This window comes from Pseudomonas sp. LH21, assembly GCF_036549575.1.
GTDB lineage: Bacteria > Pseudomonadota > Gammaproteobacteria > Pseudomonadales > Pseudomonadaceae > Aquipseudomonas > Aquipseudomonas peradeniyensis.
Genome location: NZ_CP144367.1, coordinates 1,936,663 through 1,949,877, shown reverse-complemented (window position 1 = coordinate 1,949,877; position 13,215 = coordinate 1,936,663). Strand labels below are relative to the sequence as shown.

Below are 13,215 nucleotides of genomic sequence, written 5' to 3'. Positions count from 1 at the left end.
CCCGGAAGCCCCTGCTGGTCTCATATCTTCATAGGTAATGAGCGCGGGCTTTTTGAGCCCTTGCTCGGGTTTTACCTCAGTGCGGGCTCACCACCCGCACCTCGGCTTACTGCAGGTACAACGCTTTGAATCAGGTGCCGCTTTGCAGCAGCATGTTACGTACGTGGCCGATTGCCTTGGTCGGATTCAGACCTTTGGGGCAAACGTTCACGCAGTTCATGATCCCGCGGCAGCGGAACACGCTGAACGGGTCATCCAGGGACGCCAGGCGCTCCTGAGTCTTGGTGTCGCGGCTGTCGGCCAGGAAACGGTAGGCCTGCAGCAGTGCGGCGGGGCCCAGGAACTTGTCCGGGTTCCACCAGAACGACGGGCAGGAGGTCGAGCAGCAGGCGCACAGGATGCACTCGTACAGACCGTCCAGCTTGTCGCGATCTTCCGGCGACTGCAGACGCTCGATGGCCGGGGCCGGGGTGTCGTTCTGCAGGAACGGCTTCACCTTCTCGTACTGCTTGTAGAAGATGCTCATATCGACGACCAGGTCACGGATAACCGGCAGGCCTGGCAGCGGGCGCAGGACCAACTTGTTACCTTTTACGACAGCGGACAGCGGCGTGATGCACGCCAGGCCGTTCTTGCCGTTGATGTTCATGCCGTCGGAACCGCACACGCCTTCACGGCAGGAGCGACGGTACGAGAAGCCCTCGTCCTGCTCCTTGATCAGCGCCAGCACGTCCAGGACCATCAGATCCTTGCCGCCGGTGTCGACCTGGAAGGTCTGCATCTTCGGCGCCGAATCGGTGTCCGGGTTGTAACGATAAACTTCGACTTGCAACATAGCGGCCACCCTTAGTAAGTCCGGACTTTCGGTTCGAAGGCAGGAACTGTCTTCGGCGCAAAGTTGACGCCACGCTTGGCGACGCGCTTCTCACCCGGGTAGTACAGGGTGTGGCACAGCCAGTTCTCGTCGTCACGGTCTTCGAAGTCTTCACGGGCGTGCGCGCCGCGGGACTCTTTACGGGCTTCAGCGGCAATGGCGGTCGCTTCGGCGACTTCCAGCAGGTTCTGCAGCTCCAGCGCTTCGATACGCGCGGTGTTGAAGGCCTGGGACTTGTCGTTGATCTTGACGTTGGCGATGCGGTCACGCAGGCCAGCCAGCTGCTCGATACCCTTCTGCATGTATTCGCCGGTACGGAATACACCGAAGTAGTTCTGCATGCAGCTCTGCAGCTCGCGCTTGAGGCTGGCGACATCTTCGCCGGTGGTGCGCTCGTTGAGCTTGCTCAGGCGGTTCAGGGCAACGTCGATGTCGGTGTCGCTGGCATCGCGGTACTCGACGCCGTCGCTCAGCGCCTTCTCCAGGTGCAGGCCGGCGGCGCGGCCGAAGACCACCAGGTCGAGCAGCGAGTTGCCGCCCAGGCGGTTGGCGCCGTGGACCGATACGCACGCCACTTCACCTACGGCGAACAGGCCCGGGATGATGTGGTCGTTGCCTTCGGCGTCCATGGTGATGGCCTGGCCATGAATGTTGGTGGCAACGCCGCCCATCATGTAGTGGCAGGTCGGGATGACCGGTACCGGCGCGACCACAGGGTCGACGTGGGCGAAGGTCTTGGACAGTTCGCAGATGCCCGGCAGGCGGCTGTGCAGCACTTCCTCGCCCAGGTGATCCAGCTTCAGCAGTACGTGGTCCTTGTTCGGGCCCACGCCGTTGCCGGCGATGATCTCTTTGACCATGGAACGGGCGACCACGTCGCGGCCAGCCAGGTCCTTCGCGTTCGGCGCGTAACGCTCCATGAAGCGCTCGCCGTGGGCGTTGATCAGGTAGCCACCCTCACCGCGGCAACCTTCGGTGACCAGTACACCGGCGCCGGCGATGCCGGTCGGGTGGAACTGCCACATCTCGATGTCCTGCACCGGCACGCCGGCACGCAGGGCCATGCCGACACCGTCACCGGTGTTGATCAGGGCGTTGGTGGTGGAGGCGTAGATACGACCGGCACCGCCAGTGGCCAGAACGGTGGCCTTGGACTTGATGTACATGGTTTCGCCGGTTTCGATGCAGATCGCGATCACACCGACGAAAGCGCCGTCCTGGTTCTTCACCAGGTCGACGGCGTAGTACTCGTTGAGGAAGGTGGTGCCTGCTTTCAGGTTGCCCTGGTACAGGGTGTGCAGCAGCGCGTGACCGGTACGGTCGGAAGCGGCGCAGGTACGGGCGGCCTGGCCACCTTTACCGAAGTCCTTGGACTGGCCACCGAACGGACGCTGGTAGATACGGCCAGTCTCGGTACGCGAGAACGGCAGGCCCATGTGGTCCAGCTCGAAGACCGCAGCCGGGCCTTCCTGACACATGTATTCGATCGCGTCCTGGTCACCGATGTAGTCGGAACCCTTGACGGTGTCGTACATGTGCCAGCGCCAGTCGTCGTTCGGGTCGGCCGAAGCGATGGCGCAGGTGATGCCGCCCTGGGCGGAAACGGTGTGCGAACGGGTCGGGAACACCTTGGTGACTACGGCGGTCTTGTGGCCGCCTTGAGCCAGCTGCAGCGCTGCGCGCATGCCAGCGCCGCCGCCACCGATGATGATGGCGTCGAAGGAAATCGTAGGAATGTTAGCCATGAATCAGATACCCCAGAGAATCTGCACACCCCAGACGAAGTAAGCGAACATCGCTACACCGCATACCGCCTGGAACAGGAAACGAATCGCAGTCGCCGACTTGCCGAAGGACATCGGCGTCAGGTAGTCGGTGGCAATGGTCCACATGCCGACCCAGGCGTGAGCGCCCAGGGCAACGAGGGCCAGCAGACTGAAGATGCGCATCGCGTTGTTGGAGAACAGAGCGTGCCACTGGGCGTAGTCGATGCCCGGGTGGGCAGCGAGGTAGCCGATCAGGAAGATGAAGTAAGCCGCGAGAACGACCGCCGAGACGCGCTGCGCCATCCAGTCGTAGAGGCCCGAACGCGACAGGTTCGTGACGTTAGTTACCATACCCAAACTCCTGCCAGAACGATCAGCACCACGGAGATGACGATCACGATTTTCGAGCCCAGCTTGCCGCCTTCCAGCGTCTCACCGATACCCATGTCCATGATCAGGTGGCGCACACCTGCCACGAGGTGATACAGCAGGCCGGACAGCAGGCCCCAGGTCACCAGTTTGGCCAGCGGACTGGTCAGACACGCCTTCACCTCGGCAAAGCCTTCCTCGCCACCCAGCGACTTGCTCAATGCGTACAGCATGATGGCAAGGCCGAGGAACAGGATGACGCCGGAGATACGGTGAAGAATGGACGTGTACGCGGTGATCGGGAGTTTGATGGTCCTTAGGTCTAGGTTTACAGGTCGTTGGCTTTTCACGGCTTTTTTCACACTGAAGAGCCCCTAGCTAACAGGGCAAAGTTGTTGGTAAGTGTACTGGTCAGGTACCCACCACCCAGGAGAGCGACGACACCCAGCAGGGCGGGCTTGAAAGCCCCTGGGAGTCGGCTGCCGAGTATAGACAGTTAGGCTGCTTATGACAACGTGAGGGGCTCGCCCAAATAGCGCATTGCCTTTAGTGAACAAAAGGCGTAAACGGGCGAGAATTTCGTGAAAAACCAGGCTTCAGGGGGCGTTTCAACCAGCCTTTAGGCAAATTGACATTCGAATTTATCCCTCTATAGTGGTGCGGGCCCTGCGTGGGGGGTCTGTCTGATGATTTCAAGCATTAATAGGAGGCCACATGGCTGACAAAAAAGCGCAGTTGATCATCGAGGGCGCTGCCCCCGTCGAGCTGCCCATTTTAACCGGCACCGTTGGTCCCGATGTTATCGACGTCCGCGGGTTGGGGGCATCCGGCCACTTCACCTTCGACCCCGGCTTCATGGCGACCGCCTCGTGCGAGTCGAAGATCACCTACATCGACGGCGACAAGGGCATCCTGCTGCACCGCGGCTACCCGATCGAACAGCTCGCCGAACAGTCGGACTACCTCGAGACCTGCTACCTGCTGCTCAACGGCGAACTGCCGAATGCCGAGCAGAAGGCCCAGTTCGTCAGCACCGTGAAGAACCACACCATGGTTCACGAGCAGCTGAAGTCGTTCTTCAACGGCTTCCGCCGCGACGCCCACCCGATGGCGGTGATGTGCGGCGTGGTCGGCGCCCTGTCGGCGTTCTATCACGACTCGCTGGACATCAATAACCCGCAGCACCGCGAAATCTCCGCGGTTCGCCTGGTCGCCAAGATGCCGACCCTGGCCGCGATGGTCTACAAGTACTCCATGGGCCAGCCCATGATGTACCCGCGCAACGACCTGTCGTACGCGGAAAACTTCCTGCACATGATGTTCAACACCCCGTGCGAGATCAAACCGATCAGCCCGGTGCTGGCCAAGGCGATGGACCGGATCTTCATCCTCCACGCCGACCACGAGCAGAACGCCTCCACCTCTACCGTGCGCCTGGCGGGCTCCTCGGGCGCCAACCCGTTCGCCTGTATCGCCGCCGGCATCGCCGCGCTGTGGGGCCCGGCCCACGGCGGCGCGAACGAAGCCGTACTGACCATGCTCGATGAAATCGGCGATGTCTCGAACATCGACAAGTTCATCGCCAAGGCCAAGGACAAGAACGATCCGTTCAAGCTCATGGGCTTCGGTCACCGCGTCTACAAGAACCGCGACCCGCGCGCCACCGTGATGAAGCAGACCTGCGACGAAGTCCTCAGCGAACTCGGCATCAAGAACGACCCGCAGCTGGAACTGGCCATGCGCCTGGAAGAGATCGCCCTGACCGATCCGTACTTCGTCGAGCGCTCGCTGTACCCGAACGTCGACTTCTACTCGGGCATCATCCTCAAGGCCATCGGCATCCCGACCAGCATGTTCACCGTGATCTTCGCCCTGGCACGTACCGTGGGCTGGATCTCGCACTGGAAGGAAATGCTCTCCAGCCCGTACAAGATCGGCCGTCCGCGCCAGCTGTACACCGGTTACGAGCAGCGTGACATCGTTGACCTGAAGGACCGCAAGTAAGCTTCATAGGCTGAACGCAAAAAGGCTGCCCTCGGGCAGCCTTTTTTGTTCCGGCCTATATACCCTTCCCCTGTGTAGGAGCGGCCTTGTGCCGCGAAAGGGCTGCACAGCAGCCCCAGGATCTCGTGCCAGACTCAAAATCGCCGGGGCCGCTGCGCAGCCCTTTCGCGGCACAAGGCCGCTCCTACACAGGGAACACGCCAGCCTTTAGTTCTTCTCGGCGCGCTCTTTCAGCCCCTTGAGGGTATTGAACGGTGCATCGACCACGAACTTGTTGGCCAGCCACGACGGCACGCTGCCGCCCGGTTCGGTGTGCACCTGGTAGGTCACCTCGGTGCTGTCACCCTTGGGCACCAGCTTCCAGAAGCCTTCCACCTGGGCGACACGCACGAAGCCCTTTTCCTCCGGCAGATACTTTGGCTCTTCCTGAAGCTTGCGGGTCAGGCTGCCATCAGCCTCCTGGACCGTGGTCACATGCAGGATCGAATCCCGCGGCGTCACCGGCCAGGGCGTATTGAACTGGGTGTAGGTCCAGCTCTGGTCACCTTCGCTCTTGAGCAGCTTCTGCGACTTGCACTCGTGGATCCAGGCACAGGCCCCCGCCACGTCCTCCTGCAGCGCCTTGACCTTGGCCAGCGGCGCCTTGATCACGGTCACGCCGCGATAGGCCTTGTACTTCGAGCCGGCCACCTCGCTGAGGGAGACCTTGATCCCCTCCTCGTCCTTGGCCACCTGCCAGTTCTCGGCCCAGGCCGTCGGTGCCAGCAGCACGCCCATGCCACACAGCAGTGCAATACCTTTGATCGATCTCATCATCTTGTTCCTTGTTGTCGAAGATCCAACCTGTCACGCCGCCGTCATCTGCTCCAGCCACCCGATGATGCGGATAGCCTCGTCACGATCGTTGCCACAGATGTCCGCTTCCGCCTTGAAGCCGCCACACACCTGCGGCCGCTCGGGCTTACCGAACAGCGCACAGAGGTTTTCGACATTCAGGTGCAGACAGCGTTCGCCGGCCGGCTTGCCCTGCGGCATACCGGGGATCGGTGAACTGATGGACGGGGCGATGCAGCAGGCACCACAGCCCTCGCGGCATTTCATGACAACAGGACTCCCAGGAGCAAAACGGGACGAACGTCCCTGGATACTAACCGCTCAAACATATGTTTGAAATTGCCGAGCGGATGAAATCAGCCGTGACCCGGCAGTCAGTTGCGGAATTCGAATTCGATGGCCGCGCCTTCCACGTCCCGCCGACTGTCGTTGCGCAACTGCAACTGCATTTCGTTGCTGATCAGCCGGCCGTTGAGCTGGAAGGGACTGCTGTCGGATTCGGGCTTGGTGGGGAACATCGAGGGCAGCAGCGGCTTGCGCACCACCGGCCCGTCGCCAAGATCCGGCTCGAGATGCTTGACCATGTCCTTGGGCAGGCTCAGGTCGATCTTCGGCTTGGGAAGCGGCTTGGCCACGGACTTGCTGACAGACCTGGCCTTCGGTTTGGGTTTGGGCTTCGCCTTGGTTACCGGCTTGGCCTGAGGTTTGGCAGGGGCCTTGGTGGACGCCTTGTTCACCGACTTGTGTACACCCTGCGCCTTGGCCGCCGGTTCGGCAGCCTGCACCGCACCGACCGACAGCCAGGGCAAGGCGAAACACAGGGCGATGGCGAGAGGACGAAGCAGGTTCATGGGTACCAGGAGCGCAAGCTGTAAAACGCGTATGCTCCCTGTTCCCGACTCGTCTGACAAGCCTACAACAGCACGCCGTTCGATTCCCGGCACAATTGCTGGGCCAGCAGCCCCAGCGTCATCACTGCACGCTCGGCCTCGCGATTCCAGGGAATGCCGCAATTAAGCCGGATACAGTGGTTGAACTGCTCGGTATTGCTGAAGATCAGCCCGGGGGCGATGCTGATGCCCTGCTCCAGCGCCCGCACATGCAGCTCCTGGGTATTGACCCGCCCCGGTAGGCTGACCCAGAGAATGAAGCCGCCGGTTGGCCGGGTCATCTGAGTGCCTTCCGGGAAGTGCTGCTGCACCGCCAGTTGGTAAGCGCTGAGGTTTTTGCGGTATTCCTGTCGGATGAAGCGCAAATGCCGATCGTAGCCACCATTCTCCAGGTAGGCGGCCACCGCCATCTGCGTGACGCTGCACGCCGAGTGGGTGGTGAAGGTCTGCAGGCGCTGGATCTCGTCCTGGTAGCGCCCGGCGATCATCCAGCCAACCCGCACCCCCGGCGACAAGGTCTTGGAGAAGCTCGAGCAGTAGATCACCCGATCCAGCCGATCGAACGCCTTGAGCGACTTGGTGCGCCCTTGCTCGAACATCAGCTCGCCGTAGATATCGTCCTCGACGATCTGGATGTCGAAATCCGAGGCCAGGCGCAGCAACTGTTTCTGTCGTTCCTCGGGAATGGTGCCACCCAGCGGATTACTCAGTCGCGCGGTCAGCACCAGGGCCTTGATCGACCACTGGTTGGCGGCCAGCTGCAGGGCCTCCAGGCTGATGCCGGTGGAGGGGTCACTGGGGATCTCGATGACCTTGAGCCCGAGCAGGTCGGCCAGTTGCAGCAGCCCATAGTAGGTAGGCGACTCGGCGGCGATCAGGTCGCCCGGCCGGGTCAGGACTCGCAGCGCCATTTGCAGGGCATCGACACAACCATGGGTCACCACCACTTCGCGGGGATCGACCAGCACGCCGGCATCGCGCATGCGGATGGCAATCTGCCGACGCAACGGCTCGAAGCCGGGGCTGAACATGTAGCTGAAGGCACGCGGGCTATGGAAGCGCGTCACCTTGGCCAGTTGCTGGTGCAGGGCGCGCACGGGCAGGTAGTCGACATGGGGCACCGCCGCGCCGAAGGGAAAGACGCCATCGCGTCGCGCCTCGACCAGTACCTGCTGGATGATGCTGGCCCGGGTGACCAGGCCAGGGCGCTCGACCCGGGCGATATCCGGGGTCTGCGCCGTCAGTGCCGGGGTCTGGTGGACATAGTAGCCCGACTGCGGTCGGGCGCGGATCAGGCCCTGGTCCTCGAGATTGGCATAGGCCTGCAGCACGGTGGCGTGGCTGACATTGAGCTGGGCGCTCATCTTGCGCACCGACGGCACCCGTTCGCCTGGCTGGTAGACACCCTGACGGATGTCATCGGCCAGTTGCTGGGCAATACGCTGGTACAGCAGCAGGTTGGTCATGGCGTGTTCTCGAAGCGCGGACGGGGTCGTTATTCTTGTGTGACTCACTGCCGAGGCAGAATACCGTAACAGTTGCGAAGTGTACTGGGACAGATCGCAGGATAGTCAACAATACAGTTGCGTGACAGAGCAACGATTAATGTTTGAGTCGGCGCGCCGACGAACGCACAGAATGGTGATGCTGCCCGCTGTTGCCTGTTACCCGTTACACGTTACACGTTGCCGTTGCCGTTGCCGTTGCCGTTGCCGTTGCCGTTGCCGTTGCCGTTGCCGTTGCCGATCAGGAGTCTAGCGCCATACCCCGCTAGCGACAGCTGCGCCAGCCCAGGCGCCGCCCGTACCTTCGCGACTTCAGGAGGCCGAACGCAGGCCTTGCGGAGGGAGGTGACGGGCATGGATGCCCGTCAAGCGCTGCGCCCCAGGATGGGGCGTTCAGCGCGGTCCTCCCGGGAGCAAGGCCGGAGTGAGGGGACCCGGAGCGAAGCGGAGGGCCGGATGAATGGAGCGAGGATTTTTTGGTTCCTTTTTGATCCTTCAAAAAGGAACTCGCCGTAAGGGCGAAAAGGTGACTTCGCGTCACCATCGCAAATGAATGCGCTTACAACTATTAAAACCAGCACCAACCGACTTTGACTTTGACTTTGACTTTGACTTTGACTTTGACTTTGACTTTGACTTTGACTTTGACTTTGACTTTGACTTTGACTTTTAGAGCATGTGTTTTGAAAGTTATATGCGCATTCATTTGCGATGGTGACGCAAAATCACCTTTCCGCCCTTACGGCGGGTCCCTTTTTGAAGGATCAAAATCTATGGTCACCCCGTTTTCTGCAATACTGTTCATCAGATGAAATGGATGGCTTGCGTAAATCTATCCGGCGTCTGATGGGCTCGTATCCGCCCGCGCCACGATGAGCGTTCGCACCTGACAATCCTTAAAAAGTAAGCGGCTTCCAAGAGCCATTTTTGATCCCAGGATCATCGTCAGGCCGATCGGCCGTTTGTTTCATCTGTTGTACAGCTATCGCAAAACCTGATGGTGAAACACGGTGCAGCACTACGGGGTCAGGCGTTCATGGCGCCTGGCTCCGTTTTATATTGCGTGTGCCGAGTGGTAATGGCCCAAGCGATGCGTGCCAGTTTGTTGGCCAACGCGCAGGCCACCACGTTGGAGTGACGTCGAGCGAGCAGTGAGCGCACCCAATCGGCTAATGGGCCTTTCTGGTACTTCAAACGCATCAGGTAAACCCGTGCGCATTGCACCAGCAAGCGTCGAAGGTTCTTGTCGCCGCGCTTGCTAATCCCCAGCAAATTCTGTCTGCCACCGGTACTGTACTGACGGGGCACCAGACCTACAGAGGCCGCAAAGTCCCGGCTACTGCCGTATTGCTGGCCATCGCCCATTTCCACAGCCAGCAGGCTGGCGGTGATCGGTCCGACACACGGAATACTCAGCAAACGACTACCCAGATCATCGTCAGTCAGCTGGCTCACCAGCTCTTCGTCCAACAACTTGATCTGCTCGCTCAGGTAGACGAAATGCTCATGTAGCCGCTGCAACAATGCGACAAGACGTACAGGCAAGTCGTGCTCTTCAAGCACAGAAGCGAGGCGTTTGACCACTGCCAGTCCGGTCGGCAGGCTGACGCCGAATTCGAGCAGGAACCCATGCATCTGGTTCACCGTCTTGGTTCGGTCGCGGATCAATGATTCACGCATCCGATGAGAAACAGAGAGCGTTTGCTGCTCAGGCGATTTTGGCGTCACAAAGCGCATGGAAGGCCGGGAAGCAGCTTCGCAGATGGCTTGCGCATCAACGAAGTCGTTTTTGTTGCTCTTGACGAAAGGCTTAACAAACTGAGGCGAGATCAGCTTGGCTTCATGCCCCATCGCCGTGAGTTCTCGAGCCAGATAGTGCGAACCGGCACAGGCCTCCATCACCACCGTGCAGGGAGGATGATTGGCCAGAAACCGCATCATCTGCAGCCTTGAGCACTTCTTGCGCGATACCTCTTTGCCGAACTTGTCCTGGGCATGCAGGTGGAAGGTATGTTTGCCGATGTCGATGCCGATCAGTGTCACGGTGCTCATGATGACGGTCTCCGAAGAAAAAACACCCTGCGAAAGCGTACGCCTCGCAGGGTGCCGGGGTGACCATCTCATTAAGGAACCAAAAAATCCTCGCTCCATTCATCCGGCCCCTACGCTTCGCTCCGGGGTTCCCTCGCTCCGTTCTTGCTCCCGGGAGGACCGCGCTGAACGCCCCATCCTGGGGCGCAGCGCTTGACGGGCATCCATGCCCGTCACCTCCCTCCGCAAGAACTCCGCTCGGCCTCCTGAAGTCGCAATTGGTGTTGCCTGAACTACCGCGCACTTAGAAGCAAGAGCAAGAGCAAGAGCAAGAGCAAGAGCAAGAGCAAGAGCAACCAGTCAAACTAACCGACTAACCGACTAACCGACTAACCGACTAACCAACTAACCAACTAACCAACTAACCAACTAACCAACTAACCAACCAATTAAAATATACAACCCACTTCAAGACAACTCTCCCTCAACCCGATCCCGCCCTCCCTGCTTAGCCACATAAACCCCAGCATCCGCCCGCAACAACAACGCATCAGCCCCTTCCCCAACCCGCCACCCCGCCACGCCAAAGCTCGCCGTCACCCGCCCAACCCCCTCGACCGGCACACTCCGCACCCCCTGCCACAACTCCTGCGCCAGCATCCGCGCCTGCTCGGCATTGCTCCCCGGACACAGCACCATGAACTCCTCCCCCCCCAACCGACAAAACACATCGGTTCGCCGCAACCGCTGCCCGATCCGCTGACACAGGCTGCGCAGCACATGATCCCCCACCGCATGCCCATATTGATCGTTGATCCGCTTGAAGTGATCGATATCCAGCATGATCACCGCCAGGTCCAACCCATCCCGCTGCGCCCGATCCAGTTCGTTGCGCAGCCGCTCCTGGAAATAGCGCCGGTTATAGATCCCGGTCAGGGCATCGGTCACCGACAGCGCCCGCAGCTCCTCCTCTACCCGCTTTAGGTCCGAGATATCAGTCAGGTACCCATGCCAGAGCGTACTGCCGTGCTCGCCAATTTCCGGAGTCGCCTCCCCCCGCACCCAACGCAACCCCGCCCGTGGCAGGCACACCCGGTACTCCTCCCGCCACGGCGTCAGGTACTCGGCGGAGTAGCGCACCGAGCGCCGTACCCGCTCCAGGTCGTCCGGATGAATACGCTCGAACACCGCCGCGGCGTCCTGGCGCAGCAACGCCAGGTCCACCTCATAGATGTCGTGCAGGCCCTGGCTGGCATAGGGGAAACAGGAATGACCATCGGCATCCAGACGATACTGGTAGATCCCGCCAGGCACCTCCGCGCTGAGTTTTTCCAGCAGCCGGTCGCGGGCCGCCAGGGCCTCGTGCACCCGGCGCCGCTCGGTGACATCGATGCAGATCGCCAGGTAGCCCACCCACAACCCCTGCTCGTCCAGCACCGCCGTCACCAGCATGTTGGCCAGCAAGTGACTGCCATCCTTGCGCACCAGGGTCCAGTCGGCCGGCTCCGCGCCGCCCTCCTGCACCGTCTCGGCGAACATCGCCTGACCCGCGCCGACCTCACGACCGAATCGCACGCTCAAGGCGTGGGCACGCTGGTGCAACTCTTCGGGCAAGACCAGATCCTCGAGCCGCAATTGGCCCAGCGCTTCGCCGGCCGAATAGCCCAGCATGCGTTCGGCGCCCGCGTTGAAGGTGCCGATCACCCCGCGCAGGCTGGTGGCGATGATCGCCACCTGGGTCGCGGCATCGAGCACGCTGCGCAACTGGTTGTGAGTCTCGCGCAATGACTGCTCGCTGACGCGCAGCTCGGCAGTGCGCCGGGCCACCAGGCCCAGGGCGCGCTGGCGCTGGCTGAACAGGCTGTACAGCAACAACGCCAGCAACACACTGAGCAAGCCGCCGAGCAACGCCACCACCGGCACCGCCGACGAGCGATTGGCCGCGAGAAAGCCCTGACTGGGGCGAATATCGAGCTGGTAATGGTGGTCGGCCAGGTGCAGCAGGTGACTGCTGGCAAATCCCATCCGCGCCGGCGGCATCCCCGAATCGAACAACACCTCGTGCCCACCCTCGGTGGACAGGTCGAGGATGCGCACCACCAGGTTGTCGTCGGCCACCGTCGGCAGGCTCTCGGCGATCAGCTGATGCAAGCTCAGCAAGGCCATGACGTAGCCTCGGGGCGGCTCGCCCGCAGACGCTTGCTCGGCGAACACCGGGGCGACTATCAGCAGGCCACGGGTATAGGTCGGCTCGACGTTGATCATGTCCAGCGGCGCCGACACCGCCATGCTGCCGGGGCTCACGGCCCGGGCCAGGGTCGCGGCGCGCAGCGGCTGCCCGCCCAGGTCGAAGCCGTAGGGCTGGGCCTGGCGGCTCGTCGCCTGGGTGTACAGAACCGGATAGTAGTGATCGCGCGCGGGCGCGGCCTGCCAATCGCCCTGGGCGTCCACGTCGCGGATCCGGTAAGGCTGGCCCAGCCAGGCACTGGCGCGCCGCTCGAAGTCCTCGCGTTGCGCCGCCGCTACCCGCGGTGCCCAGGAGTAGGCCTGGGTGCGGTGCAGCAAGGGACGTGCGTAGCCATCGAACTCGCGGGGGGTGATCTCGGTGGAATAGGCGAAGAACCGACGCAGGCCGTCCAGGCGCTGTTCCTGCTCCTCGAAACGCTCGGCGATACGGCTGTAGCGCTCACTGGCCAGCAGCTCGAAGCGCTGGCGCAGTTGCTGCTGGTAGAAGGTCTGGGTGGCGATCGCCAGGGCCGCCGTGAGCAACGCCCCGGCGACCAGCGCCGCCAGGGCCACGCCCCAGGCCGACAACTCGTCGCCGAGCAGGCCAAGCCGCTTCACAGGTACGCCCGGGGTCGACATAGAGGACTCCAACCAAGGTCAGCGTCCTGCGTATTGTCCCGCCCTGTCCTGAGTTATAGCCACTGGCCAGCAGGCGC

At 61.7% G+C, this 13,215-nt stretch carries 12 protein-coding genes; 1 reads left to right on the top strand and 11 read right to left on the bottom strand.

From position 1 onward, the window contains the following. Positions 1-130: 130 nt before the first annotated feature. Genes VUG52_RS08985 through sdhC form a run of 4 tightly spaced genes read right to left on the bottom strand, consistent with a single transcriptional unit; the run spans position 131 to position 3,371 of the window. Positions 131-835 carry a succinate dehydrogenase iron-sulfur subunit gene (locus VUG52_RS08985; RefSeq protein ID WP_028690457.1) on the bottom strand — a complete coding sequence of 235 codons (705 nt, stop codon included), beginning with the start codon at positions 833-835 and terminating at the stop codon, positions 131-133. Between the two features lie 11 nt (positions 836-846). Beyond that, the gene (gene sdhA / locus VUG52_RS08980) at positions 847-2,619 is read right to left on the bottom strand and encodes a succinate dehydrogenase flavoprotein subunit (RefSeq protein ID WP_028690456.1); all 1,773 of its coding nucleotides are present in this window, start codon (positions 2,617-2,619) and stop codon (positions 847-849) included. A 3-nt stretch (positions 2,620-2,622) separates the two neighbouring features. Continuing rightward, positions 2,623-2,991 (bottom strand): succinate dehydrogenase, hydrophobic membrane anchor protein, encoded by a 369-nt coding sequence (gene sdhD, locus VUG52_RS08975; protein ID WP_028690455.1) that lies wholly within the window; start codon positions 2,989-2,991, stop codon positions 2,623-2,625. After that, positions 2,985-3,371, bottom strand: coding sequence for a succinate dehydrogenase, cytochrome b556 subunit (sdhC, locus tag VUG52_RS08970; protein WP_088852917.1), 387 nt, complete (start codon positions 3,369-3,371; stop codon positions 2,985-2,987). Before sdhC ends, sdhD begins: the two co-directional genes overlap by 7 nt. A 352-nt stretch (positions 3,372-3,723) precedes the next feature. On the opposite strand from sdhC, the gene gltA reads away from it, so the two are divergent. Then, the gene (gltA, locus tag VUG52_RS08965) at positions 3,724-5,013 is read left to right on the top strand and encodes a citrate synthase (protein ID WP_050706521.1); all 1,290 of its coding nucleotides are present in this window, start codon (positions 3,724-3,726) and stop codon (positions 5,011-5,013) included. A gap of 207 nt (positions 5,014-5,220) precedes the next feature. Here gltA and VUG52_RS08960 read toward each other — a convergent pair whose 3' ends face one another. From VUG52_RS08960 to VUG52_RS08930, 7 genes are all read right to left on the bottom strand, one after another. Further along, entirely contained in the window at positions 5,221-5,826 is a 606-nt protein-coding gene (locus VUG52_RS08960; RefSeq protein ID WP_050706522.1) for an START domain-containing protein, read from the bottom strand. A gap of 33 nt (positions 5,827-5,859) precedes the next feature. Further along, positions 5,860-6,114, bottom strand: a complete 255-nt coding sequence (locus VUG52_RS08955; protein WP_023628900.1) for a YkgJ family cysteine cluster protein — start codon at positions 6,112-6,114, stop codon at positions 5,860-5,862. 107 nt (positions 6,115-6,221) lie between these two features. Beyond that, positions 6,222-6,698, bottom strand: coding sequence for a hypothetical protein (locus VUG52_RS08950; RefSeq protein WP_050706523.1), 477 nt, complete (start codon positions 6,696-6,698; stop codon positions 6,222-6,224). A gap of 62 nt (positions 6,699-6,760) precedes the next feature. Continuing rightward, positions 6,761-8,203 carry an aminotransferase-like domain-containing protein gene (locus VUG52_RS08945; RefSeq protein ID WP_050706524.1) on the bottom strand — a complete coding sequence of 481 codons (1,443 nt, stop codon included), beginning with the start codon at positions 8,201-8,203 and terminating at the stop codon, positions 6,761-6,763. A gap of 212 nt (positions 8,204-8,415) precedes the next feature. Further along, entirely contained in the window at positions 8,416-8,598 is a 183-nt protein-coding gene (locus VUG52_RS08940) for a hypothetical protein (RefSeq protein ID WP_331832721.1), read from the bottom strand. A gap of 670 nt (positions 8,599-9,268) precedes the next feature. Next, entirely contained in the window at positions 9,269-10,294 is a 1,026-nt protein-coding gene (locus tag VUG52_RS08935) for an IS110 family transposase (protein WP_050707629.1), read from the bottom strand. Positions 10,295-10,741: 447 nt separating this feature from the next. Further along, on the bottom strand, positions 10,742-13,138 hold the full coding sequence (locus VUG52_RS08930; protein ID WP_220689992.1) for a sensor domain-containing diguanylate cyclase: 2,397 nt from the start codon (positions 13,136-13,138) through the stop codon (positions 10,742-10,744). Between the last annotated feature and the right edge of the window lie 77 nt (positions 13,139-13,215).

Excerpts from the sequence above, each read along its gene's own strand:
- VUG52_RS08930 (WP_220689992.1), bottom strand. The coding sequence starts at position 13,138 with ATGTCGACCCCGGGCGTACCTGTGAAGCGGCTTGGCCTGCTCGGCGAC.
- VUG52_RS08960 (WP_050706522.1), bottom strand. The coding sequence starts at position 5,826 with ATGAGATCGATCAAAGGTATTGCACTGCTGTGTGGCATGGGCGTGCTG.
- VUG52_RS08940 (WP_331832721.1), bottom strand. The coding sequence starts at position 8,598 with ATGCCCGTCACCTCCCTCCGCAAGGCCTGCGTTCGGCCTCCTGAAGTC.
- sdhA (WP_028690456.1), bottom strand. The coding sequence starts at position 2,619 with ATGGCTAACATTCCTACGATTTCCTTCGACGCCATCATCATCGGTGGC.
- VUG52_RS08985 (WP_028690457.1), bottom strand. The coding sequence starts at position 835 with ATGTTGCAAGTCGAAGTTTATCGTTACAACCCGGACACCGATTCGGCG.
- VUG52_RS08945 (WP_050706524.1), bottom strand. The coding sequence starts at position 8,203 with ATGACCAACCTGCTGCTGTACCAGCGTATTGCCCAGCAACTGGCCGAT.
- gltA (WP_050706521.1), top strand. The coding sequence starts at position 3,724 with ATGGCTGACAAAAAAGCGCAGTTGATCATCGAGGGCGCTGCCCCCGTC.
- sdhD (WP_028690455.1), bottom strand. The coding sequence starts at position 2,991 with ATGGTAACTAACGTCACGAACCTGTCGCGTTCGGGCCTCTACGACTGG.
- VUG52_RS08950 (WP_050706523.1), bottom strand. The coding sequence starts at position 6,698 with ATGAACCTGCTTCGTCCTCTCGCCATCGCCCTGTGTTTCGCCTTGCCC.
- VUG52_RS08935 (WP_050707629.1), bottom strand. The coding sequence starts at position 10,294 with ATGAGCACCGTGACACTGATCGGCATCGACATCGGCAAACATACCTTC.
- VUG52_RS08955 (WP_023628900.1), bottom strand. The coding sequence starts at position 6,114 with ATGAAATGCCGCGAGGGCTGTGGTGCCTGCTGCATCGCCCCGTCCATC.